We start from the raw sequence: 23,878 nt of genomic DNA, 5'->3' as shown, positions 1-23,878 counted from the left end.
CCGCTTGCCCGAAGAGCACGTCAACAGCCAGGGCAACACTTGTCGCTATGCCCCGGAGCCAGAATGCAAGCAATGGGCGGACAAAAGAACGCCAGTTCGGATCCGGACGGTGTCAGCCGTCGCCACCAGAGTCAACACCAGCACCGTGGTCCACATGGTACGGACGCTGCATTGGCGGCGCGGTTGGGCAGATACGAAATTGGTTTACCGATAGCGCGATATCCCGTCGCTGACCTCGAACTGTCTAGTGACTTAAGCGCCGAAGCCGGCCGGTGAGATCGGTCATATCAAGTTTTTGTCAGGAATGCGGGATTCGAATAATTTTTTACTGTCGGCGAGTGCCCGATACCCAGCGACAATCATGGTTACGGCACCCTTCCCGCTGCGATATCCCCTAGACGGCCGTCGGCCGCGCCAAACGGTGCGGTTGCGGTTGCTGGAACGCGAAAATCCGCGTGCGACACGCCGGTTGGCGTATCGCGATGGACCGCTGTCGTCACTATAACGTGATCTGAGCTGAGTGCAGGAAGGCAGGGCAAGTGAGCGCAAGCCCACTCCTCGGAATGTCACGTCGAGAGTTTTTGACAAAGCTCACTGGCGCAGGCGCAGCGGCATTCCTGATGGACTGGGCTGCACCGGTGATTGAAAAGGCCTACGGCGCCGGGCCTTGTCCCGGACATTTGACCGACATCGAGCATATCGTGTTGCTGATGCAGGAGAACCGGTCATTCGACCACTATTTCGGAACGCTTTCCAGCACCAATGGGTTCAACGCCGCGTCGCCGGCATTCCAACAAATGGGTTGGAACCCCATGACGCAGGCGTTGGACCCCGCCGGGGTCACCATTCCGTTCCGCTTGGACACCACCCGAGGCCCCTTCCTGGACGGCGAGTGCGTCAACGACCCCGAGCACCAGTGGGTGGGGATGCACCTGGCCTGGAACGGTGGTGCCAACGACAACTGGCTGCCGGCGCAGGCGACCACCCGCGCAGGACCCTATGTCCCTTTGACCATGGGTTACTACACGCGCCAAGACATCCCGATCCACTATCTGCTGGCCGACACGTTCACCATCTGCGACGGCTACCATTGCTCGCTGCTGACGGGCACCCTGCCCAACCGGCTCTACTGGTTGAGCGCCAACATCGACCCCGCCGGCACCGACGGGGGACCCCAATTGGTAGAGCCGGGCTTCCTGCCGCTGCAGCAATTCAGTTGGCGCATCATGCCGGAAAACCTCGAAGATGCCGGGGTCAGCTGGAAGGTGTACCAGAACAAGGGCCTCGGGCGATTCATCAACACGCCCATCAGCAATAACGGGCTGGTGCAGGCCTTCCGCCAGGCAGCTGATCCGAGGTCGAACTTGGCCCGCTACGGTATCGCCCCGACCTACCCTGGGGACTTCGCTGCCGACGTCAGGGCCAACCGGCTACCCAAGGTCTCCTGGTTAGTTCCCAACATCCTGCAGTCCGAACACCCCGCCCTGCCGGTAGCGCTTGGCGCGGTGTCCATGGTGACCGCGCTGCGGATCTTGCTGTCCAATCCCGCGGTGTGGGAAAAGACCGCACTTATCGTCAGCTATGACGAGAACGGCGGCTTCTTCGACCACGTCACGCCCCCCACGGCACCGCCCGGGACACCCGGCGAATTCGTCACGGTGCCCAACATCGACGCAGTACCCGGGTCCGGTGGCATTCGTGGTCCGCTCGGTCTGGGTTTTCGCGTTCCCTGCATTGTCATTTCGCCGTACAGCCGCGGCCCGCTGATGGTCTCCGACACGTTCGACCACACCTCGCAATTGAAGTTGATTCGCGCCCGGTTCGGCGTGCCGGTTCCCAACATGACCGCCTGGCGCGACGGCGTGGTTGGCGACATGACCTCAGCGTTCAACTTTGCGACTCCACCGAATTCGACCAGACCCAACTTGAGCCACCCGTTGCTGGGAGCGCTGCCGAAGCTGCCGCAGTGCATCCCTAACGTGGTGTTGGGAACCACCGACGGCGCGTTGCCGAGCATTCCCTATCGGGTGCCCTATCCGCAGGTGATGCCAACTCAGGAAACCACACCCGTCCGCGGGACTCCCAGCGGGCTGTGCAGCTGAAATTTCCCGGTAATCTCCCGGCGTTCGATTTGCTTGCATGTGCGCGAGCAAATCGCCCGCACCAATCCCGCGCCCGCCCCGGCAGGCAGGCGGAATCAGAACACGACACGCCGGTCGGCAAGGCATAGCCGATCGCGGCCGCAACTATACCGTGATCAGCAATGGCCGTGTGGGCCGTCAAGGAGGGCGCGTGGGGAGCGAACACCCCGTCGACGGAATGACCCGCCGACAATTTTTTGCCAAAGCCGCCGCCGCTACCACCGCCGGGGCCTTCATGTCCTTGGCTGGTCCGATTATCGAAAAAGCCTACGGAGCGGGGCCTTGCCCCGGACATTTGACCGACATCGAGCACATCGTGTTGTTGATGCAGGAGAATCGGTCATTCGATCACTACTTCGGCACTCTTTCTGACACCCGCGGGTTCGATGACACCACCCCGCCGGTGGTATTCGCGCAGTCGGGCTGGAACCCGATGACACAGGCGGTTGACCCCGCCGGCGTCACCCTTCCATATCGCTTCGACACCACCCGGGGCCCGCTGGTCGCCGGCGAATGCGTCAACGACCCGGACCACAGCTGGATCGGCATGCACAACTCGTGGAACGGCGGCGCCAACGACAACTGGCTGCCGGCGCAGGTCCCGTTCAGTCCGTTGCAGGGCAACGTGCCGGTCACGATGGGTTTCTACACGCGTCGTGACCTGCCCATTCACTACCTGCTAGCCGACACGTTCACGGTCTGCGACGGCTATTTTTGCTCGCTGCTGGGCGGGACCACGCCCAACCGGCTCTACTGGATGAGCGCCTGGATCGACCCCGACGGCACTGACGGCGGGCCGGTGCTGATCGAGCCCAATATCCAACCTCTGCAGCACTACAGCTGGCGCATCATGCCGGAGAACCTCGAAGATGCCGGGGTCAGCTGGAAGGTGTACCAAAACAAATTGCTGGGGGCTCTCAACAACACCGTCGTCGGCTACAACGGGCTGGTCAATGACTTCAAGCAGGCCGCGGATCCGAGGTCGAATCTGGCCCGTTTCGGCATCTCACCGACCTACCCGCTGGACTTCGCCGCCGACGTCAGAAACAACCGATTACCCAAGGTCTCCTGGGTGCTGCCCGGGTTTCTGCTGTCCGAACATCCCGCATTCCCGGTGAACGTCGGCGCCGTTGCAATTGTCGATGCACTGCGGATCTTGCTGTCCAACCCTGCGGTGTGGGAAAAGACCGCGCTGATCGTCAACTACGACGAGAACGGCGGGTTCTTCGACCACGTCGTGCCGCCGACACCGCCGCCGGGGACGCCCGGCGAATTCGTCACGGTCCCCGACATCGACTCGGTGCCCGGCTCGGGTGGCATTCGTGGGCCGATCGGTCTGGGGTTTCGCGTCCCTTGCCTCGTCATCTCTCCCTATAGCCGCGGCCCACTGATGGTCCACGACACCTTCGATCACACGTCAACGCTGAAGCTCATCCGCGCGCGGTTCGGCGTCCCGGTTCCCAATCTCACCGCTTGGCGGGACGCGACGGTCGGCGATATGACTTCGACGTTCAACTTCGCCGCTCCGCCGAACCCGTCGAAACCCAATCTGGACCACCCGCGGCTCAATGCGCTTCCGAAGTTGCCGCAGTGCGTGCCCAACGCAGTACTGGGAACGGTGACCAAGACGGCAATTCCCTATCGGGTGCCATTCCCACAGTCGATGCCCACCCAAGAAACCGCACCCACTCGGGGGATTCCCAGCGGTCTCTGTTGACCCACAGTCGGCGATGGCCGCGACGGTGAGCCGAAATACACGAGGGAGAGCCGATGTGGTGAGCCAAGGTGCATTCGCCGGAATGTCACGCCGAGCATTCCTGGCTAAGGCGGCTGGAGCCGGGGCAGCGGCGGTTTTGACGGACTGGGCCGCACCGGTGATCGAAAAGGCCTATGGTGCCGGTCCCTGCTCGGGTCATTTGACCGATATCGAGCACATCGTGCTGTGCCTACAGGAGAACAGGTCGTTCGATCACTATTTCGGCACGCTTTCTGCCGTCGACGGGTTCGACACTCCGACGCCGCTGTTTCAACAAAAGGGCTGGAACCCGGAGACGCAGGCGCTGGACCCCACCGGCATTACGCTGCCCTACCGCATCAATACCACCGGGGGTCCCAACGGGGTTGGCGAGTGCGTCAACGACCCAGACCACCAGTGGATTGCCGCGCACTTGTCATGGAACGGCGGCGCCAATGACGGCTGGCTGCCGGCGCAGGCGCGGACCCGGTCGGTGGCCAACACGCCCGTGGTGATGGGCTATTACGCACGTCCTGACATACCGATCCACTACTTGTTGGCCGATACCTTCACGATCTGCGACCAGTACTTCTCGTCGCTTCTTGGCGGGACGATGCCTAACCGGCTCTATTGGATCAGCGCCACCGTCAATCCCGACGGGGATCAAGGTGGGCCGCAGATCGTCGAACCCGCCATCCAGCCGAAGTTGACCTTCACCTGGCGCATCATGCCGCAGAACCTCAGTGACGCCGGCATCAGTTGGAAGGTGTACAACAGCAAGCTGCTCGGCGGGCTCAACGACACTTCCTTGAGCCGTAACGGGTATGTGGGCAGTTTCAAACAGGCCGCAGATCCGAGGTCGGACCTGGCCCGTTATGGCATCGCCCCGGCCTACCCGTGGGATTTCATCCGCGACGTCATCAACAACACGCTGCCCCAGGTGTCCTGGGTCGTTCCGTTGACCGTCGAGTCCGAACATCCGTCATTCCCGGTGGCAGTCGGTGCGGTGACGATCGTGAACTTGATAAGGGTGTTGCTGCGCAATCCGGCGGTGTGGGAGAAAACCGCGTTGATCATCGCCTATGACGAACATGGCGGCTTCTTCGACCACGTCACACCGCTCACCGCGCCGGAGGGCACACCCGGCGAATGGATTCCCAACAGTGTTGACATCGACAAGGTCGACGGCTCCGGCGGAATACGTGGACCCATCGGCTTGGGCTTTCGCGTGCCCTGCTTCGTCATTTCGCCTTACAGTCGCGGCGGGCTGATGGTCCATGATCGGTTCGACCACACATCGCAGCTGCAATTGATCGGCAAGCGTTTCGGGGTGCCGGTTCCCAACTTGACACCCTGGCGTGCCAGTGTCACCGGCGATATGACGTCGGCATTCAATTTCGCGGCCCCGCCGGACCCGTCGCCACCCAATCTGGACCACCCGGTCCGTCAATTGCCGAAGGTCGCCAAGTGCGTGCCCAATGTGGTGCTGGGTTTCTTGAACGAAGGCCTGCCGTATCGGGTGCCCTACCCCCAAACAACGCCAGTCCAGGAATCCGGTCCCGCGCGGCCGATTCCCAGCGGCATCTGCTAGCCGGGGATGGTTCAGACGTAACGGTTGGCTAGGTCGAAACCCGCGCCAGGGCCGCTGGACGGGCTCATGGCAGCGAAATTAGAAAACCCGGGATATTGTCCGCGGATTGTCATACGATGCTGAGTGCTTGGTGGTTCGTGTTTAGCCATTGAGTGTGGATGTGTTGAGACCCTGGCCTGGAAGGGGACAACGTGCTTTTGCCTCTTGGTCCGCCTTTGCCGCCCGACGCGGTGGTGGCGAAACGGGCTGAGTCGGGAATGCTCGGCGGGTTGTCGGTTCCGCTCAGCTGGGGAGTGGCTGTGCCACCCGATGATTATGACCACTGGGCGCCTGCGCCGGAGGACGGCGCCGATGTCGATGTCCAGGCGGCCGAAGGGGCGGACGCAGAGGCCGCGGCCATGGACGAGTGGGATGAGTGGCAGGCGTGGAACGAGTGGGTGGCGGAGAACGCTGAACCCCGCTTTGAGGTGCCACGGAGTAGCAGCAGCGTGATTCCGCATTCTCCGGCGGCCGGCTAGGAGAGGGGGCGCAGACTGTCGTTATTTGACCAGTGATCGGCGGTCTCGGTGTTCCCGCGGCCGGCTATGACAACAGTCAATGTGCATGACAAGTTACAGGTATTAGGTCCAGGTTCAACAAGGAGACAGGCAACATGGCAACACGTTTTATGACGGATCCGCACGCGATGCGGGACATGGCGGGCCGTTTTGAGGTGCACGCCCAGACGGTGGAGGACGAGGCTCGCCGGATGTGGGCGTCCGCGCAAAACATCTCGGGCGCGGGCTGGAGTGGCATGGCCGAGGCGACCTCGCTAGACACCATGACCCAGATGAATCAGGCGTTTCGCAACATCGTGAACATGCTGCACGGGGTGCGTGACGGGCTGGTTCGCGACGCCAACAACTACGAGCAGCAAGAGCAGGCCTCCCAGCAGATCCTCAGCAGCTAACGTCAGCCGCTGCAGCACGATACTTTCACAAACTAAGGAGAACAGGTTCGATGACCATCAACTATCAGTTCGGTGATGTCGACGCTCATGGCGCCATGATCCGCGCTCAGGCCGCGTCGCTGGAGGCGGAGCATCAGGCCATCGTTCGTGATGTGTTGGCCGCGGGTGACTTTTGGGGCGGTGCCGGTTCGGTGGCTTGCCAGGAGTTCATTACCCAGTTGGGCCGTAACTTCCAGGTGATCTACGAGCAGGCCAACGCCCACGGGCAGAAGGTGCAGGCTGCCGGCAACAACATGGCGCAAACCGACAGCGCCGTCGGCTCCAGCTGGGCCTGACAGGGTCGACGAACCCTAGGAAGAAGCCTAGGTCGACGGCCACACGCGCCAGCGTGCGGGTATCCCCGTGCGCTGGCGCGTGGCTTAGAACCGCCCGCCGCCGCCCAAGAACCCGCCGTCGGGTGAACTTCCCGGCGCGTTCGACGAACCGCCGAACGACGTGGGGATCCATCCACCCAACCCGCCTCTGGTGCCTCCGCTAAGCAGGTCGCCGATGATGATGCCACCGAGGATCGCGCCGGCGTTGTTGCCCCCACGACGGGTGTATGCGCGCTGGGCGGATTGCACGTCGGCATTGGCCAGCGACTGCGCATGTGCGGCCAGCGTCGATGCCGCGTTAGCGTAGGCGATCGCTTCGGTCGGGTTGCTCGATTTCCGATCATGTGCGGCTTCCAGCTGCCGTTTCGCCTCGGCCAGCCGGGTCCGGGCCTCCGGCCCGATGCTGCCGCGGCGGGTGTCGATGTACTCCGAGACGGCGCGCACCCGCGACTCCGCGGTAAACAGCGCCTGCTCAAGTGAGCGGTTGAGCCGATCGGCGGTTGCCTGTTCTTCGGCCAGGGTGGCGAGCAGCCGGTCGAGGTCAGCGTCGGCCTTGGTCAACTGGTCAAATGCGGTCAACGGATCGGCGGCTCCGCGCGCGCGATCGAGGGCCCTGGCCGCCGCATCGCGGGCTGCGATCAGGTCACCGGTGCGCCCAGTTTGGGGTTGTTGCGCCTGCTGTAGGTGTTGGTTGGCTCGCTTGATGCCCGTCTGGATGTCGGCCACGACCGCCGGCAGCGACGCGACGGCGTGCCGGATGTCGGTGGCGGCGCTGTCCACCGCGTCGAGCAGCGCCCGGGCTTGCCCGAGTGCCGACTCGGCGGCACGCACCGCATCCACCAGTCCGGCTTGCCGTCCGCTCACTGCCTGGTCGGCCAGATCCCGAGCCGCGCTGATGTTACGGTCGGCGAACGCCAGCCGCTCGGTGGCGGTGGTGACATTGCCGGCGATCGACGTCATCGCCGCAGCGTCGAATTCGGTATGCAGCTCGGCCAGGCGTTGCTGAGTCGGGCCGATCCGGGTGGTCAGTTCGACGTACTGCTGGGTGAGCAGATCAAGCCGGGCCGGGGCGTTGATCACCAAATCGCGTAGCTTCTCGAAGGCCTCGGTTTGCGACGCGAGTTCACGGTCGGCGTGCGCCGCCGACACGATCACTCGGGTGAGTAGCTCACGTCGCTGCGCCGGCGTCTCGGGCGTGCTGTCATCAAGTTGTTGGCGTACGGTGAACGCCTGGGACAGAGCCGCTTTGGCGTTGTTCACCGCTTGGGTAAACGGTGCGGTTCGCCGTTCGCCGAACTCCTCGATGGCCAGCGCGAGCTCGTTGGTGCTGGTGCGCACGGCGTTGTCGACGTCTACCACCATCGACCGGGAGAGGTCATCGAGGGCCTGAAGCGGCACGGCGGCCAGTGCCATTACGTTGGTAGGGTCGACGCGGCGTGCCGCGGCCAGCTCGTCGGCGCGGCGCCGCCGGTTGCGGTGGCGCATCACCACCAGCAGGACCGCGACGACGATGACGATGATGCCGACCGTGACCAACAACACCACTCGACTCGACGAACTGGGTGACCGGTTGAGTCCGTTCGCCGCCGCAACGGCCGCGCCGCTGTAGTCGCCGTCGTGCAGCGCCGGTTCGATCTGATAGCGCCGCACGTTGTCGACCTGCCCCTCGCTGACACCCGGCATCGCGGATGGCACTAGAAAGGCATATTCGCGACCGGTGGTGGCCACGGCCAGAAGCGCGTCATAGTTACCCAGCTCGCTAGTCCGCGTCGTGCGCTGCGCCCAGTTGAGCGCACTCTGACCGGAGAAGTTCTCGACGTAGACCACCCACAGTCGGATGCGGCGATCGGCATAGAGCCGGTCGACGGCCGCCGTCACCGCGGTGCGACCGGAGCTAGTCAGCACGCCCGCGTTGTCGGTCACGTAGTTCGACAGCCGGAAAGGTGGTTGCGCGCCAGCGGGCGGCCCCAGCAGCAGCCCGGCGGCGAGGATTGTCAGGACCATGCCGAGCAGGCGAACGAGACGCATACCGTCAATTTAGACGCTGTGCCGGCGGATCCGGGCGTGCGGCGACCACCCTGGCAGACTGTGGGTCGGTGAGCGCGAGTGAGCACGACCCCTACGACGACTTCGACCGCCAGCGGCGGGTAGCCGAAGCGCCAAAGACTGCCGGTCTGCCGGGCACTGAGGGTCAGTACCGCTCCGACTTCGCCCGGGACCGGGCCCGGGTGCTGCACAGCGCCGCACTGCGCCGGCTAGCCGACAAGACCCAGGTGGTCGGACCCCGGGAAGGGGATACGCCGCGTACCCGGCTGACCCACTCGCTGGAAGTGGCTCAGATCGGACGGGGAATGGCGATCGGGCTGGGCTGCGACCTTGATCTGGTCGAATTGGCCGGTCTAGCCCATGACATCGGGCACCCGCCGTATGGACACAACGGTGAGCGGGCGCTTGATGAAGTCGCAGCCAGCCACGGCGGTTTCGAGGGCAACGCGCAGAACTTCCGTATCTTGACCAGCCTTGAGCCCAAAGTAGTTGACGCACAAGGACTTAGTGCGGGGCTGAACCTAACTCGCGCGTCCCTGGACGCGGTCACCAAGTATCCGTGGATGCGTGGTGACGGGCTTGGCAGCCAGCGGAGGAAGTTCGGCTTCTACGACGACGACCGCGAATCGGCGGTATGGGTTCGGCAAGGCGCGCCCCCGGAGCGGGCGTGCCTGGAAGCGCAGGTGATGGACTGGGCCGACGACGTCGCCTACTCGGTTCACGACGTCGAGGACGGCGTTGTCTCCGAACGCATCGACCTGCGTGTGCTGGCCGCCGAAGAGGACGCTGCCGCGCTGGCCAGGTTAGGGGAGCGCGAGTTCTCCCGGGTGAGCGCCGACGAGTTGATGGCGGCCGCGCGGCGGCTGTCGCGGCTGCCCGTGGTGGCCGCCGTCGGCAAGTATGACGCCACCTTGTCGGCATCGGTCGCGCTCAAGCGGTTGACCAGCGAGCTGGTGGGCCGCTTTGCATCGGCCGCGATCGCGACCACCCGGGCCGCGGCCGGTCCGGGACCGTTGGTGCGCTTCCGGGCCGACCTGCAGGTGCCCGATCTGGTACGTGCCGAGGTCGCGGTACTGAAAATCCTCGCGCTGCAGTTCATCATGTCCGACCCTCGGCATCTGGAAACCCAGGCACGGCAGCGCGAACGTATTCACCGGGTGGCGCACAGGCTGTACTCGGGGGCGCCGCAGACGCTCGACCCGGTTTATGCCGCTGCGTTCAATACCGCCGCCGACGACGCTGCCCGGTTGCGGGTCGTCGTTGATCAGATCGCCTCCTATACCGAGGGTCGGTTGGAACGCATCGACGCCGATCAGCTTGGCGTCAGCAGGAACGCTTTAGACTGAGCCGATGTCCGGCCGGATCTCCGATCGCGATATCGCGGCAATCCGCGAGGGGGCCCGTATCGAGGATGTCGTCGGCGACTATGTCCAGCTCAGGCGTGCCGGTGCCGATTCGCTGAAGGGGCTGTGCCCGTTTCACAACGAGAAGTCCCCGTCCTTTCACGTGCGGCCCAACCACGGCCACTTCCACTGCTTCGGCTGCGGCGAGGGCGGCGACGTGTATGCGTTCATCCAGAAGATCGAGCACGTCAGCTTCGTCGAGGCGGTTGAGTTGCTTGCCGACCGGATCGGCCACACGATCAGCTACACCGGTGCGGCCACCAGCGTGCAGCGCGACCGCGGCAGTCGCAGCAGGCTGCTGGCCGCCAACGCGGCCGCGGCAGCGTTCTATGCGCAGGCGCTGCAGTCCGACGAGGCGGCACCGGCTCGCCAGTACCTGACCGAACGCAGCTTCGACGCGGCGGCCGCTCGTAAATTCGGCTGTGGGTTCGCCCCGTCGGGCTGGGACTCATTGACAAAACATCTGCAGCGCAAGGGTTTTGAGTTCAAGGAACTGGAGGCCGCGGGACTGTCCCGGCAGGGCCGGCACGGCCCGATGGACCGGTTTCACCGTCGGCTGCTGTGGCCCATCCGCACCTCGGCCGGCGAGGTGGTCGGGTTCGGTGCCCGGCGACTGTTCGACGACGACGCGATGGAGGCCAAGTACGTCAACACGCCCGAGACATTGCTGTACAAGAAGTCATCGGTGATGTTCGGCATCGACTTGGCCAAACGCGACATCGCCAAGGGACATCAGGCCGTCGTCGTCGAGGGCTACACCGATGTCATGGCCATGCATCTGGCCGGGGTCACCACCGCGGTGGCGTCGTGCGGGACCGCATTCGGCGGCGAGCACCTGGCGATGCTGCGCAGACTGATGATGGACGACAGCTTCTTCCGCGGCGAGCTGATCTACGTTTTCGACGGCGACGAGGCCGGCCGCGCCGCCGCGCTCAAGGCCTTCGACGGTGAGCAGAAGCTGGCTGGTCAGTCTTTCGTCGCGGTGGCTCCCGACGGCATGGACCCCTGCGACCTACGACTGAAGTGCGGCGACGCTGCCCTGCGCGACCTCGTGGCACGACGAACCCCATTGTTCGAGTTCGCGATTCGCGCCGCGATTGCCGAGATGGACCTGGATAGCGCCGAGGGCAGGGTGGCCGCGCTGCGCCGTTGCGTACCGATGGTGGGCCAGATCAAAGACCCCACGCTGCGTGACGAATACGCCCGTCAGCTCGCCGGCTGGGTCGGGTGGGCCGACGTCGCACAGGTCATCGGTCGGGTGCGGGGTGAGGCCAAACGAACCAAGCACCCCAGGCTGGGCAGACTGGGATCGACGACCATCGCCCGGGCAGCGCAGCGGCCCACCGCCGGCCCCCCGGCCGAACTCGCAGTCCGACCTGATCCGCGTGACCCGACCCTGTGGCCACAGCGTGAGGCACTCAAATCGGCGTTGCAGTACCCGGCGTTGGCCGGCCCGGTGTTCGACGCGCTGACCGTCGAAGGCTTCACGCACCCCGAGTACGCGGCTGTGCGCGCGGCCATCGACACGGCGGGCGGTACCTCGGCTGGCCTTAGCGGTGCGCAGTGGCTGGATATGGTGCGCCAGCAGACGACATCAACCGTGACCTCGGCTTTGATCAGCGAGCTGGGGGTGGAGGCGATTCAGGTCGACGACGACAAGCTGCCGCGCTATATCGCCGGCGTGCTGGCCCGTCTGCAGGAGGTTTGGTTGGGGCGGCAGATCGCCGAGGTGAAGTCCAAACTGCAGCGCATGTCGCCGATCGAGCAAGGCGACGAATACCACGCGCTGTTCGGCGACCTGGTCGCCATGGAGGCCTATCGGCGCAGCCTGTTAGAGCAGGCCAGCGGCGACGATCTCACCGCGTGAGGGTCAGCGCGCGGTTTTCGGCTGCCGTTCGACCCCGCGCTGGACAACGGCGGCCTGGTTGTCGATCTCGGCCAGGGTCACAAACCCAGCATCGGGCGAGATCCGATTGGCGATCTTGCGACGCCCGCCTTCGATCATCGACCTGGCCACGGGGCTGCCGGTGAGTGCGCGATAGGTGCTCGCGATCTGCTCGTAGCGGCGGCGCCCGGCTTTTGCGCCCAGCACGTAACCCAGTCCCAACACGGCGACATACCCGATCAATGCGGTCCCTCCGACTAACGGTGCGGTTGCATCCATCCTGCCTTACACGCCTGGCTACGCGCGCCCGATCCGGCTATGCGGTACCCGATGTCCTATTTGCAGCCTTTCGACGCAATCGAGGTTCCACTTGGTCACCCAATTCACGACGCCGAGCAGATACTCCGCGGTTGTTTCGGCGTGATGCGGGCTCGGCTTTGGTATCGGCTTATTGCCCGTCAGGTACGTCTTGGATCACGATGGTCACCGTGTCATCGTCATGGTGCCAGAGATGGCGAAGTGGGGCGTGTTGCGATAGCAACCATCGCCGCTTGATAGACCTGATCGACGCTGCCCGAGATCTGGCCTTCGTCGACCGTGAACCGCACTGTGGCGTGGAAGTTGCAGGTGCCACCACACACACCACCGGACTGGGTTGCGGCCGCATCATAGCTGCCGGTCCAGGTCTGGATGCGCGACCCGTTGCCGTTGATCTCAGTGGCCCGCACCACACACGAGGGGTCCGGTGTTGTCGAGCTGTCGGCCGCATCGATCGGCTCCGTGGGGCAGGTCGGTTCGCTGGTCTTGTCGGCGCTGCGGCCGCAGGCACTCAATCCAAGGAGCATGAGCGGCGCGGCGACCAAGCCCAGGATGCTGGCCAGCTTCTCGAAAACGTGCTGCCGACCACCTACTGGCATCGTGCCTGCTGCCATCAGCCTGCTCCCATCGGTAAGGAATCTCCCTAGTTGGGCGCCGTCATACCAGTACGCTAGAGTCGTCCCGCGACTGCGCCAGCGTTCGCACGGACCAGGCGGTCCCCTGTAGCTCAATTGGCAGAGCGTTCGGCTGTTAACCGAAGGGTTGGAGGTTCGAGTCCTCCCGGGGGAGCAGGGCGTTCGGCTTGAACTCGGCTTGTCCCGCCTCTTGTGTTGGGTTCTGATGAGCTAAGGTTCGGTTTTCCGACCGCGTGGCTGCGCAAGGCGTGTCACACCAGTCTCTGCAGGGCTTTTCCTTTTTCTCCCGGCAGACTCTTCCACCGGCCCGGCAATACACGTTCGGCGCGACGAGATCTGATCGTTCGGCCACGCCAAACAGCAGAACGTGTCCGACGAGAGTCGGGGCGGGTTCGGCTACGTCGACGTATGGGCCCGAACAGCTCTGTGCGCCGACACCAAGCTGGTGCCGAGCTGGCCGCGGTTGGTGAGTGCATGCCACTCGCCTGATGATGCCGGGACTCCGCCGACCTCGACACTTCAGTGTGAGGCGCAGTAGGCATGCCTGAATGCTGGGATGTTCCTGGTCGATCGCGATAGGATTCGCGGTGACAACGCGGGTCGACCAGCGATCCGGTCACAGCGAGTTGGCAACACGGGCAGGTGCTCGCTTATGTCGCACGTTACCGCGGCCCCGAACGTTCTGGCGGCGTCGGCTGGGGAGCTAGCCGCGATCGGCTCCACTATGCGCGCGGCCAACGCCGCTGCGGCCGCCCCGACGGCAGGAGTGCTGGCTGCCGGCGGCGATGACGTGTCGGCTGGCATCGCGGCGTTGTTTGGCGCGCGGGCGCAGGCCTATCAGGCCATTAGCGCTCAAGCGGCGCTGTTTCACGACCGGTTTGTACAGATCCTGCAAGAGGGCGCGGCGGCGTATGCCATGGCTGAGGCCGCCAACGCCTTGCCGTTGCAGAAAGCGCAGGGCGTGGTCAGCGAACTTGCCCAAGATCGCACTGGGGGGACGGGCACCGGGCAATCTCGCGGTGCCGGCGGGTTTGGCGGTGTCGGCCAGGCTGGCGGAAAGGGCTGGGACGGCGGACCGATCGGCAACGGTCAGGTCGGCGAGCAGCATGGGGCCGGCCAGCTCGGCAGCACCGACGGTAACCCCGGAGTGGCTGGCGCCGCGCACGGCAGCGGCGTTTCTGCTTCGCACGGCAGCGGCGCAACAGGTGCCGCCGGTGTCGCGGACCCGGGTGGCAGTGGTGCTGGGGCCGGTAGCGCAGCCGGCAATGGGACTGGGGCCGGCAGCGCAGACGCAGTCGGTGGTGCCGGGACTGGCAGGGACATCGTCGGGTCTGTTCGCGGGGACGGCGGAGTCAGCATGGCCAGCGGTGACGGCGGTCTGAGCACCGGCGCTGCGGGCGCCTCTGCTGAGGGCGGGTTGATGCCCGGCTTCGGTGGGACTCCGTGGGTTGGTGGGCACTGGGGGCTCGGCGGTGAAGGCCATTCCGGTGCTATCGGCGGAGTGGGTGAACAGGTGGCACCTGCGGTAGCCACGGCACCTGCGGTGTCGCCGGCTACCACGTCTGCGGTGGCAGCCGAATCCGGCTCGACGCCGGCGACCAAGGCGCAGGCGATGCACGCGACGACCAACCCCGGCAACGCGGCACACCAGGGCAACCCGGCCGACCCGGGCAACTCGGCGCGCCGGGCTGATGGCGGGCGCGATGAGCAGCTACTGCTTCTTCCGTTGACGAGTCTTCGGGGGTTGCGCCACACGCTAAAGAAGTTGTCCGGGCTTCGAGCTCGAAATGGGCTGCTGACAGCATCCGGCGACAATGCTAGTGCCAGCGGCCGGCCGTGGGACCGCGACCAACTGCTGCGCGCTCTTGGTCTTCGACCGCCCGGGCACGAATGAGCGATAGCGCCTGTGCGCAAGGCCGCGTTGCCGGTCGCATGGTCGACGAACACCCCGGCGCCGATCACGGCACCGAAGTGCATATCAACCCCGGTGCAGATGCGGCTGAATTCGGCGAGCGCCCTGGCGTGTGTGCGCCTCCGGGACGGTGGGTCTCGAGTGGATCATGTTCGGCCACCAGAACCAGCGACCTAGCAGCGCTGCGATGGATGGCGTCATGAACGATCGGACCACCAGGGTATCGAAAAGTAGACCGAGCCCGATGGTGGTGCCGACCTGTCCGATAACGCGGAGTTCGCTGACGGCCATGGACGCCATGGTGAACGCGAATACCAGACCGGCCGACGTGACAACTGCGCCGGTGCCGGCCATCGCCCGGATGATCCCGGTCTTTAATCCAGCGCCGACCTCCTCCTTGAACCGGGACACCAAAAGGAGGTTGTAGTCAGAACCGACGGCCAGCAAGACGATGACAGACATCGCGACGATGGTCCAATGCACCTGGAGACCGACAAAGTGCTGCCAGATGAGCACGGACAGTCCGAACGCAGTACCCAATGACAGAAGTACCGTGCCAACAATGACGAGTGACGCAATCAGGCTCTGGGTAATCATGAGCATGACAATGAATACCAGGCATACCGCGGCTATACCAACGATGAGGATATCGTACTTGGTACCGTCTCGAATGTCTTGGTAGGTCGCAGCCGTGCCACCGATATAGATTTTAGCGCCTTGCAATGGTGTCGCCTTGATGGCATCTTTGGTCGCGGCCCTTATCGCTTCGATGCGATCGATACCTTCAGTACTTGCTGGATCGCTCTCGTGGGAAATTACGAAGCGCACCGCCTTACCATTCGGCGACAAAAACAACTTCATGCCTTGCTGGAATTCTGCATTATCGAAGGCTTCCGGAGGAAGATAGAATGAATCGCCGCTTTTTGCGGTGTCGAAGGCCTGCCCCATCGCAGTCGCATGGTCTTGCATATCGGCCATTTGATCTTGTACGCCACTTATTGTTGATCGCATGGTCAACATCATGGTCCGCATGGTCTTCATGGTCGTGATCATTGGCGGCAGCAGTGCGAGAAATTGCGGTGTGAGCGCCTCCATCTTATTCATGTCGTCGGTAAGGGCCCGCAATTGGTCAGTCAGCGTGTCGACGCCGTCTAGGGTGTCAAACAGTGATCGCGTCGCCGAGCACAACGGAATGTCGAAGCAATGGTGCTCCCAGTAGAAATAGCTACGCAACGGCCTGACGAAATCGTCGATGTCCGCAAGGTGATCTCGCAGTTCGCTGGTAGTAGCTTTGATCTCGCGCGTCGTGGCTGCCATCTCATGGGTAACGTCGTTGAGCTGCTGCACCAAGTCGAGCATCTGTTCCATGGAATTGATCGCAACCAGCATTTCGTCGCTCATGGTCAACATATCGGCCATGCGTTCGCGCATGTAGGGCAGGCTCATCGTCTGGGTGGCACCCATCATGCTGATCTGAAAGGGAATCGACGCATGCTCAAGGGGCACCCCCTGCGGCCGGGTGATCGCTTGCACCCGCTCGACCCCGGACACGTGCAGGACCTCCTTGGCGATCTTGTCGATGACGAGCATCCCGGCCGGATTTCGCATGTCTTGATCGCTCTCGACCAGCAGCATCTCGGGGTTCATCCGGGCTGGGCCAAAGTGCCGGTCGGCGGCCGCATACCCGCGGTTGACAGGCGTGCCAGCGCGCAGGTAGTAGCGATCGTTATAGCCGGGCCGGTAGCCCGGTAGTGCGAGCAATCCCACCAGGGCAAGCGCGACCGACGTGGCCAGAATTGGCCCGGGCCAGCGCACGACTGCGGTACCCACACGACGCCAGCCCCTGGTCTTCAGTCTTCGCTTGGGGTCGAGCAAGCCGAAGCGGCCGGCGATGGCAATGATGGCGGGCGCCAGGGTCAGCGCGGCCGCGACCGAAACCAGCATGCCTATTGCCAACGGAGGCCCCATGGTGTGAAACAGCGTCAGCCGGGCGAAACTCAGACAATATGTTGCGCCGGCGATGGTCAGTCCCGATCCGAGAATGACGTTAGCGGTGCCCCTGTACATCGTGTAGAAAGAGGCTTCGCGATTCTGGCCGATATGGCGGGCTTCTTGATAGCGGCCGACCAGGAAGATCGCGTAGTCTGTACCGGTAGCAATGGCAAGTGCCGTGAGGATATTGACCACAAAAGTCGAAAGGCCGACCATTCCGTGGTATCCAAGAAAGGCAATGGTGCCACGCGTCGCGCCGAGTCCAATAAACACCATGGGAAGAATCAGCAGCGTGGTGGCGATCGAGCGATAGACGAGCAGCAGCAACACGGTGATTACCGCGAACGTTAATCCGGTGATCAGCTTCATGCTTCGGTCACCGGCGGCGATTTGGTCGGCAAACAAGGCCGCCGGTCCGGTGACATAGGTTCTGATGCCTTCCGGCGGTGTACTATTCGCCACAATTTTCCGGACGGCTTCAACGGATTCGTTTGCGAGTGCTTCACCCATGTTGCCGGCGAGGTAAAGTTGAACGTACGCCGCCTTACCATCTGCGCTGACCGCACCCGCCGCCGTCAGGGGATCACGCCAAAAGTCTTGAATGTGCTGGATATGGCTCTGGTCCAGTACGAGCGTATCGACCAGGTGGTCGTAATACCTATGGGCCTTCTCGCCTAGTGGTTGATCGCTTTCCAGGACGACCATCGCGATGCTATTGGAATCGAATTCGTTGAACACCTTTCCGGCACGTCGCATCGCACGCATCGATTGCGCATCGTCGGGGGCAACTGCCACGGCCCGGGTTTCACCGATCGCCTCCAACGGAGGAACGGCGACGCTGACGAAAACGGTAAATCCCAGCCAACACAGCAAGATGGGAATCGCGGCCAGGCGAATCGTCCGCGGGATGATTGGGTGCGGGCCTGACGGCGTATCACTCATGTGGACTTCGCCCGGCACCATGTAGGGTCCGGGACCCCCTCGCGGTTCCTTGTGACATCAGCACTGTGGCATCAGCACCTGCTTCGCACGCGGTGGTTGGCGCGGAGGCGCGCTCGCATCACAGGAGAAGACCAACCTGCCGGCACCCGATCGCCACCGGTGTTCAACGTACCTGACAACAGCCGCCGCACCGCTCATATGGAGATTGAATCGTACCGGTCTCCTTAGCGGCTCCGTCCCGTGAATGCCCATATCACGCACGGCCATGTTCTGGCTGTCGACCTTCGCCCCATGCCCGGAAGTTGGTAAACCCAGGGTTTGATCAGTAATTCCGGGGGACGGTTGCGGGAAGGCGGCCAGGATGTGCGTGAGCCGCGGCGGAATGCTCGAGCGTGCAAAGTTTCCGCGGCGCTTGTTTTGTCGTAATGAATACATCTTGTTTTCCAAGGTCAGCAGCCTCCATGCAACCCGGTGCGATTCCGCTATCGATGCGAAACCGGGTTTGCGACGGTTGATCAGAGCCCATCTCGACACTATTCACCGTGTGACACCGTGTTTGAATCGTCGCAGTGGCCTACCCGCAGCGCGGGGTATCAAGTACATTGAAATGGCCCAAGCTGATGAGCGGCCCGTCGTGGGAGGATGATGCGATGCGAGCCGGTGCGGATGCCCCCGACTCTGGACGGGTGAAAGAAAGCGCACCATGGTCTTATGACGAAGCTTTCTGTCGCAACCTTGGATTGATTAGCCCAACCGAACAACAACGGCTTCGGAATAGTCGCGTTGCAATCGCTGGGATGGGTGGGGTTGGGGGAATTGACATGGTCGCCCTCGCAAGGATGGGAATAGGAAAGTTCACCATTGCAGACCCGGACGTCTTCGAAATACGCAACTCGAATCGGCAGTACGGCGCTATGCGCTCGACCAACGGCCAGGCCAAGGCAGAGGTCATGCGCAATATCGTTCATGATATTAACCCTGAAGCAGAAATCCGTGCTTTCTGCGAACCTATTGGGAAAGAGAATGCAGCTACCTTTCTAGAGGGAGCAGATGTTTTGGTGGACGGCATCGACGCGTTCGAAATCGATTTGCGTCGCCTGCTCTATCGTGAAGCACAGCAGCGGGGAATCTACGCGCTAGGCGCTGGCCCGCTCGGGTTCAGTACGGCCTGGGTCGTTTTCGATCCTAAGGGTATGACGTTCGATCGGTATTTCGATCTGTCTGATGCGATGAACACGGTGGATAAGTTCGTCGCATTTATAGCTGGAATAGCACCATCCGCGACGCATCGGCGCTCCATAGATCTGTCCTACGTCGACATCGAAAATCGCACGGGTCCATCGGTTGGCCTCGCCTGTCATCTGGCTTCCGGTGTGGTGGCGGCCGAGGTGTTGAAGATTCTGCTCGGACATGGGCGCGTTTACGCTGCTCCCTACTTTCATCAGTTCGATGCTTACCGCAGCATCTATGTTCGGAAGCGTTTACGGTGCGGAAATCGCCACCCTCTACAGAGAGTCAAGCGGCGATTGCTGGCCCGCTACATAAATCGACGATCGGCGGGGGTAATACCGGGACTGCGGTATCACAGGACGGAACCGAGCTACTAGTTGGGAGCTGCACCTAGAATGGTGTACTCAGATACTGCCAGCGCACCGCTGTTTGAGCGAACATGGGATAGACATATCGCTTCCGCACTGTTCGTCGGCGCGACCACTCTGCCACGGCAATGCGTGCCGGCCGCTGGGGCCCGGGTATGACGGGTCTGGATCCTGCTGAATTCCTGTCGCTCGTCGAGGCGGCGGCGCTGGCGCCATCCGCGGACAACCGGCGCGAAGTCCAGCTCGAACATGCCGGTAGGCGGGTGCGGTTGTGGGGCGATCAGACTTGGAGGTCCGCCCCCGAGCACCGCCGCATCATGAGTTTGGTCGCGATCGGTGCGGCTGTCGAAAACGTGAAGCTGCGCGCTGGACGCCTTGGTTTTGAAACGAAGGTGTGCTGGTTTCCGGATAGCGGGAATCCGGGGCTGGTGGCGGAGATCGACGTGGATCGCCTGCCACAAACCAGGGTGGATCCAATCGAGGTCGCGATCGAGCGAAGGCGCACCAACCGGCGTGTTCGCTTTCGTGGACCGCCACTTTCGCAGGGCGAATTGGGTGCACTCTCGGCGGAGGCCACCGGCATTGACGGGATCCAACTGCATTGGTTTGACTCGCCAGAGACCAGGAAACAGATCCTTCGGTTGGTCAGATTGGCCGAAACTGAGCGCTTTCGATCTCGTGAACTACACGAAGAACTCTTTTCGGCCGTCCGCTTCGACATTGGCTGGACCGCGAGCAGCGACGATGGGTTGCCGCCCGGGTCTCTTGAGGTTGAAGCGTGGATGCGCCCGATGTTTCGTGGGCTTCGGCATTGGCGGGTGCTGCGCCTCCTGCGGACCGTGGGCATGCACCACGCGCTCGGGTTGCGCGCGGCCTACCTGCCGTGCCGATTGGCACCCCATGTGGGCGCGCTGACGACGTCTCTCGACCTCGCGTCGGGTGCGCTGACTGCCGGCGCGGTTTTCGAGCGCATCTGGTTGCGGACGACACTATTGGGCGCGGAACTGCAGCCCTTTGCGGCTTCCGCGGTGCTTTCCCTGCCGGCCTGCGAATGGGTTGCACCGCATGTTCGAGCGGCACTGGTGGGGGGCTGGAACCTGTTAGCGCCCGGCCACTGGCCAATGATGGTCTTCCGGATTGGCCATGCGCGGGCGCCGTCAGTTCGCACAATGCGTCAATCGGTTGAAGCTTATTGCTATGCCCCTGCCGAGCGGTCTGGTTCGGATAGTGAATCCCGCTTCGCGTAAAAGCTCCAAGCTGTTTGTTGCCGGAGTTGCGCACGCCCGACCGCCCATTACCGCTTCCAGAACTCAGATGTCTTGGATTCCTTCGCTAAGGACCTGCCGAGTCAACGGCATGAAATAGTCATCAAGGCCGTCGGTCATATAGCATAGGGTGGCGAATCGCCTTCTCGCGGTCGGGCCGTCATCCGCTGTCACGACCCCGCGGGAAATATTCTCGAGAAAATTCGATGGCTCGACTATTGAGGGAACCAGCAAGAGATCATTCGATGTCCTAGGGTCATTATTTCTGTGCGCATAGAACGGTTCGCCCACTTGAGGCATCGCAAATCGACCAAAATTCATCACCATCTTGGCGTATGCTGGCATGGCAAATGTGATTATCAATTTTTCGCCGGTTCGGTGGTACAAGCGCAAAACCTCCCGGATGAGCGAATACGACACCGTGGGAGGGGCATCGGCCGTAACCGATAATGCCGCAATCTCCTTGACCCCGCCGTGACCCAGGTCTTCGATCGCGTCATAAAGCTTGCGTTGATGCGCCAGGCCCATCGACGGTTTGGCGGCCTTAAATGCACTGAGGTCGTCAATTGACCCCACAGCGGAAATGCCGACTATTCGCAGGCCTCCTTCGCCTTGGCTGCCGGAGAGGGGCTCCGCGGGAACCGCATGCAGGTATATGACCTCGGTTTCTCGGGTGCTACCGCGTGCCTTGTCGAGGATGAACTCGGCGTTGGAATTGTCCAGCCGGCCCAATTCATCGAGCGCAGATTCGTACACATGGCCGGCGGCGACATACGCTTCACCGTGGATCTGCTCCACACGGACCGCCCTGTCGGGATCCTGCTCACGGGTAAAGGAACTTACGTGGCACTCGGTGCCGAAAGCTTTAGCCTCAGTGATGTGGCGGGACGCGGGAGATAACCGCGGTTCGAGCCGTTCAACAGTGGTGGTTCCCACACCAGTTGTTTGCCTTTGCGAAGTAAAGCGATTCGATTTGCTCGAAGAGAGGGCTGGCTGCTCGTGAGGGACATCCATGGCCGATACCTCAGCGATCTCAACGGTCAAGCGACTGCATGTTTGGCGCAAGGTATCGCTAAGCATAGGTTCGTGACAGATTTGACAGCAAGAGCTTTCCAAAGATTGCTGTCCACATAGTGATTCGCATATCTACACCTCTTCGCAGGTGCTGTCAAGAGCCAATTCGAATCAGTAATCTCGCTCGTGCTTGGAGAAGTTTTCCAAGCCTGCGTTGGACAAACCGCGTCGCAAAGCGGTCGTATCCGCAACCCACGTTTGTATCGCCCCGGTTTCGGCTGCCGAAGCCCAAGCAGCTCAACCTCCGGCCCGAGGTGAATTCGGCGAGGACGGAACCCGGTGCGGGGGCTAGCAGCCGATGATGCGCGTCGGTGGGCGGCGCCGAAGAAGGCATTGTCGGCGGCCGGGTATTGCCTCAGATCGAGAAGTCCTCGCCGTGCCATATCCCGGCTTCGGGTGGCCGGATGACTCCTGCTGCTTGCGGGCCGCCGCCGAGGGCCTCCAGCCTGGCCACCCTGGTGAGCAGCGAATCGAGGCTGGCTCCCACGAGATCGGGCAGCCTCCAATCAAACGGGCCGCCGGGACTGGGCTGGCTTTGGCCGATGACCTGCCCGGGCACCCCGACCACCACCGCGCTCGGCGGGACGGGCTTGACCACGACGGCATTGGCGCCGATCCGGCTGTCCTCGCCGATCTTGATCGGACCGAGGACCTTGGCCCCGGCGCCGATGATCACGCGGTCACCGACGGTGGGATGGCGTTTCCCGCCAACCATGCCACTGCCGCCGAGAGTGACGCCGTGATAGATCGTGACGTCGTCGCCGACCTCCGCGGTTTCTCCGATCACCACGCCGGTCGCGTGGTCGATGAACACGCGAGCACCGATGACGGCACCGGGGTGGATATCTACACCGGTCAGGATGCGAGTGAATTCGGCGGCTGCCCGCGCGAGCAGCCTGGCGCCACGCTGCCACAGCCAGTGGGCGAGGCGGTGGCCCCACACGGCGTGCACGCCCGGGTAGCAGAAGATGACTTCCAGCGCGGTAGGGGCCGCCGGATCCCGCTCCCGGGCTGCTCGGATGTCGCCCCGCATGGCCGTCAGCATGGCTTAGTCAGCCACGTCGGCGAACAACGGTGTGCTCAGATATCGTTCGCCGAAGTCGGGGAGCACTACGACGATTAGTTTCCCGGCGTTCTCTGGCCGGCGGGCCACCTGAAGAGCGGCCACTGTGGCGGCGCCCGAGGAGATGCCGACCAGCAAGCCCTCTTCCCGGGCCAGCCGGCGCGCCACGTTGAGCGCGTCTTCGTTACCGACGGTAATGATCTCGTCGACTAGGTCCTGGTCGAGTACCGGCGGGACGAACCCGGCGCCGATGCCCTGGATCGGGTGCGGTCCCTTCTGGCCACCAGAAAGGACCGGCGACGCGGCCGGCTCTACGGCCACGAACCGGGCCGACGGCTTGCGTTCCTTGATGACCTGCGCGACGCCGGTGATGGTGCCACCGGTGCCGACTCCCGCGACGACGATGTCGACCTTGCCGTCGGTGTCACGCCAGACCTCCTCGGCGGTCGTGACGCGATGGATGGCCGGGTTCGCCGGGTTCTCGAACTGCTGGGGCACGAAGTAGCGTTGATCGGTCTTGGCCAGCTCCTCAGCCTTGGCGATGGCACCTGACATGCCGTCCGCACCCGGAGTGAGGATGAGTTCAGCACCGTATGCGCGCAGCAACATCCGGCGCTCCAGACTCATCGTCTCGGGCATGGTCAGCACGCACCGGTAGCCGCGTGCCGCGCAAACCATGGCCAGGGCGATGCCGGTGTTACCGCTCGTGGGTTCGAGAATGATCGTGTCCGGCTTGATCAAACCTGCCTGCTCGGCCGCTTGGAGCATGGCAACCCCGATACGGTCTTTTACGCTGTTGGCCGGGTTGAAGAATTCCAGCTTGGCGACGATGTCGGCAACGGCGCCGTCGGTGACTCGGCGCAGTCGGACCAGCGGTGTGCGCCCGATGAGTTGGGTGATGTCCTCGGCGATGCTCATCTGCTACGCCCAACAGTGTCGGTCCAGGCCCAGTTGG

The 23,878-nt window shown here is 63.1% G+C and carries 18 protein-coding genes, 1 tRNA gene and 1 pseudogene; 12 read left to right on the top strand and 8 right to left on the bottom strand.

What is annotated here, in order from left to right:
- The first annotated feature begins 563 nt into the window (after nucleotides 1-563).
- The 6 genes from MCAN_RS12490 (at nucleotide 564) to esxN (ending at nucleotide 6,751) form a co-directional block, all read left to right on the top strand.
- Nucleotides 564-2,102, top strand: coding sequence for an alkaline phosphatase family protein (locus MCAN_RS12490; RefSeq protein ID WP_003904825.1), 1,539 nt, complete (start codon nucleotides 564-566; stop codon nucleotides 2,100-2,102).
- A gap of 217 nt (nucleotides 2,103-2,319) precedes the next feature.
- Nucleotides 2,320-3,858 carry a phospholipase C gene (locus MCAN_RS12485; protein ID WP_003899285.1) on the top strand — a complete coding sequence of 513 codons (1,539 nt, stop codon included), beginning with the start codon at nucleotides 2,320-2,322 and terminating at the stop codon, nucleotides 3,856-3,858.
- 82 nt (nucleotides 3,859-3,940) lie between these two features.
- Nucleotides 3,941-5,467 carry an alkaline phosphatase family protein gene (locus MCAN_RS12480; RefSeq protein WP_003899284.1) on the top strand — a complete coding sequence of 509 codons (1,527 nt, stop codon included), beginning with the start codon at nucleotides 3,941-3,943 and terminating at the stop codon, nucleotides 5,465-5,467.
- Nucleotides 5,468-5,658: 191 nt separating this feature from the next.
- The gene (locus MCAN_RS12475; RefSeq protein ID WP_003412119.1) at nucleotides 5,659-5,985 is read left to right on the top strand and encodes a hypothetical protein; all 327 of its coding nucleotides are present in this window, start codon (nucleotides 5,659-5,661) and stop codon (nucleotides 5,983-5,985) included.
- Between the two features lie 134 nt (nucleotides 5,986-6,119).
- On the top strand, nucleotides 6,120-6,416 hold the full coding sequence (esxJ, locus tag MCAN_RS12470; RefSeq protein ID WP_003904824.1) for a type VII secretion system ESX-5 protein EsxJ: 297 nt from the start codon (nucleotides 6,120-6,122) through the stop codon (nucleotides 6,414-6,416).
- 50 nt (nucleotides 6,417-6,466) lie between these two features.
- Nucleotides 6,467-6,751, top strand: a complete 285-nt coding sequence (esxN, locus tag MCAN_RS12465) for an effector (protein WP_003408840.1) — start codon at nucleotides 6,467-6,469, stop codon at nucleotides 6,749-6,751.
- Between the two features lie 84 nt (nucleotides 6,752-6,835).
- Here the strand turns inward: esxN and MCAN_RS12460 are convergent, their stop codons facing one another.
- Nucleotides 6,836-8,818 (bottom strand): TPM domain-containing protein, encoded by a 1,983-nt coding sequence (locus MCAN_RS12460; RefSeq protein ID WP_014001234.1) that lies wholly within the window; start codon nucleotides 8,816-8,818, stop codon nucleotides 6,836-6,838.
- A 68-nt stretch (nucleotides 8,819-8,886) separates the two neighbouring features.
- Between MCAN_RS12460 and MCAN_RS12455 the strand changes: the two genes are divergently transcribed.
- Nucleotides 8,887-10,182 carry a deoxyguanosinetriphosphate triphosphohydrolase gene (locus MCAN_RS12455; RefSeq protein WP_003899281.1) on the top strand — a complete coding sequence of 432 codons (1,296 nt, stop codon included), beginning with the start codon at nucleotides 8,887-8,889 and terminating at the stop codon, nucleotides 10,180-10,182.
- A 4-nt stretch (nucleotides 10,183-10,186) separates the two neighbouring features.
- Nucleotides 10,187-12,106: a DNA primase gene (gene dnaG, locus MCAN_RS12450; protein WP_014001233.1), complete on the top strand. Its 1,920-nt coding sequence runs from the start codon at nucleotides 10,187-10,189 to the stop codon at nucleotides 12,104-12,106.
- 3 nt (nucleotides 12,107-12,109) lie between these two features.
- Here dnaG and MCAN_RS12445 read toward each other — a convergent pair whose 3' ends face one another.
- Entirely contained in the window at nucleotides 12,110-12,367 is a 258-nt protein-coding gene (locus MCAN_RS12445) for a hypothetical protein (protein WP_014001232.1), read from the bottom strand.
- A gap of 254 nt (nucleotides 12,368-12,621) precedes the next feature.
- Nucleotides 12,622-13,041, bottom strand: a complete 420-nt coding sequence (locus MCAN_RS12440; RefSeq protein ID WP_014001231.1) for a hypothetical protein — start codon at nucleotides 13,039-13,041, stop codon at nucleotides 12,622-12,624.
- A 117-nt stretch (nucleotides 13,042-13,158) separates the two neighbouring features.
- Between MCAN_RS12440 and MCAN_RS12435 the strand changes: the two genes are divergently transcribed.
- Nucleotides 13,159-13,231 (top strand) — tRNA-Asn (locus tag MCAN_RS12435).
- Between the two features lie 498 nt (nucleotides 13,232-13,729).
- Nucleotides 13,730-14,971: a PE family protein gene (locus MCAN_RS12430; RefSeq protein ID WP_014001230.1), complete on the top strand. Its 1,242-nt coding sequence runs from the start codon at nucleotides 13,730-13,732 to the stop codon at nucleotides 14,969-14,971.
- Between the two features lie 29 nt (nucleotides 14,972-15,000).
- Here MCAN_RS12430 and MCAN_RS22450 read toward each other — a convergent pair.
- Both MCAN_RS22450 and mmpL9 read right to left on the bottom strand, forming a co-directional pair.
- Nucleotides 15,001-15,108, bottom strand: a pseudogene (locus MCAN_RS22450) (serine O-acetyltransferase); the annotation flags it as partial.
- Nucleotides 15,056-17,944, bottom strand: coding sequence for an RND transporter MmpL9 (mmpL9, locus tag MCAN_RS12425; protein ID WP_014001229.1), 2,889 nt, complete (start codon nucleotides 17,942-17,944; stop codon nucleotides 15,056-15,058). The pseudogene MCAN_RS22450 and the gene mmpL9, both read right to left, overlap by 53 nt.
- A gap of 629 nt (nucleotides 17,945-18,573) precedes the next feature.
- On the opposite strand from mmpL9, the gene MCAN_RS12420 reads away from it, so the two are divergent.
- Both MCAN_RS12420 and MCAN_RS12415 read left to right on the top strand, forming a co-directional pair.
- Nucleotides 18,574-19,530 carry a ThiF family adenylyltransferase gene (locus MCAN_RS12420; protein ID WP_003412005.1) on the top strand — a complete coding sequence of 319 codons (957 nt, stop codon included), beginning with the start codon at nucleotides 18,574-18,576 and terminating at the stop codon, nucleotides 19,528-19,530.
- 119 nt (nucleotides 19,531-19,649) lie between these two features.
- On the top strand, nucleotides 19,650-20,768 hold the full coding sequence (locus tag MCAN_RS12415; RefSeq protein WP_003412001.1) for a nitroreductase family protein: 1,119 nt from the start codon (nucleotides 19,650-19,652) through the stop codon (nucleotides 20,766-20,768).
- A gap of 63 nt (nucleotides 20,769-20,831) precedes the next feature.
- On the opposite strand, the gene MCAN_RS12410 is transcribed toward MCAN_RS12415, so the two are convergent.
- The 3 genes from MCAN_RS12410 to cysK all read right to left on the bottom strand — a co-directional run bounded on the left by MCAN_RS12410 (nucleotide 20,832) and on the right by cysK (nucleotide 23,841).
- Nucleotides 20,832-21,800, bottom strand: a complete 969-nt coding sequence (locus MCAN_RS12410; RefSeq protein ID WP_003411992.1) for a hypothetical protein — start codon at nucleotides 21,798-21,800, stop codon at nucleotides 20,832-20,834.
- 415 nt (nucleotides 21,801-22,215) lie between these two features.
- Nucleotides 22,216-22,905, bottom strand: coding sequence for a serine O-acetyltransferase (gene cysE / locus MCAN_RS12405; protein ID WP_003411985.1), 690 nt, complete (start codon nucleotides 22,903-22,905; stop codon nucleotides 22,216-22,218).
- A gap of 3 nt (nucleotides 22,906-22,908) precedes the next feature.
- A complete protein-coding gene (gene cysK / locus MCAN_RS12400) occupies nucleotides 22,909-23,841 on the bottom strand; it encodes an O-acetylserine sulfhydrylase (RefSeq protein WP_003899275.1) in 933 nt (310 codons plus the stop codon).
- Nucleotides 23,842-23,878: the final 37 nt, after the last annotated feature.

It is taken from the genome of Mycobacterium canetti CIPT 140010059, from assembly GCF_000253375.1.
Lineage (GTDB): Bacteria > Actinomycetota > Actinomycetes > Mycobacteriales > Mycobacteriaceae > Mycobacterium > Mycobacterium tuberculosis.
The sequence above is the reverse complement of the archived record's forward strand: the minus strand, read 5'-3'. Positions and strand labels throughout refer to the sequence as shown.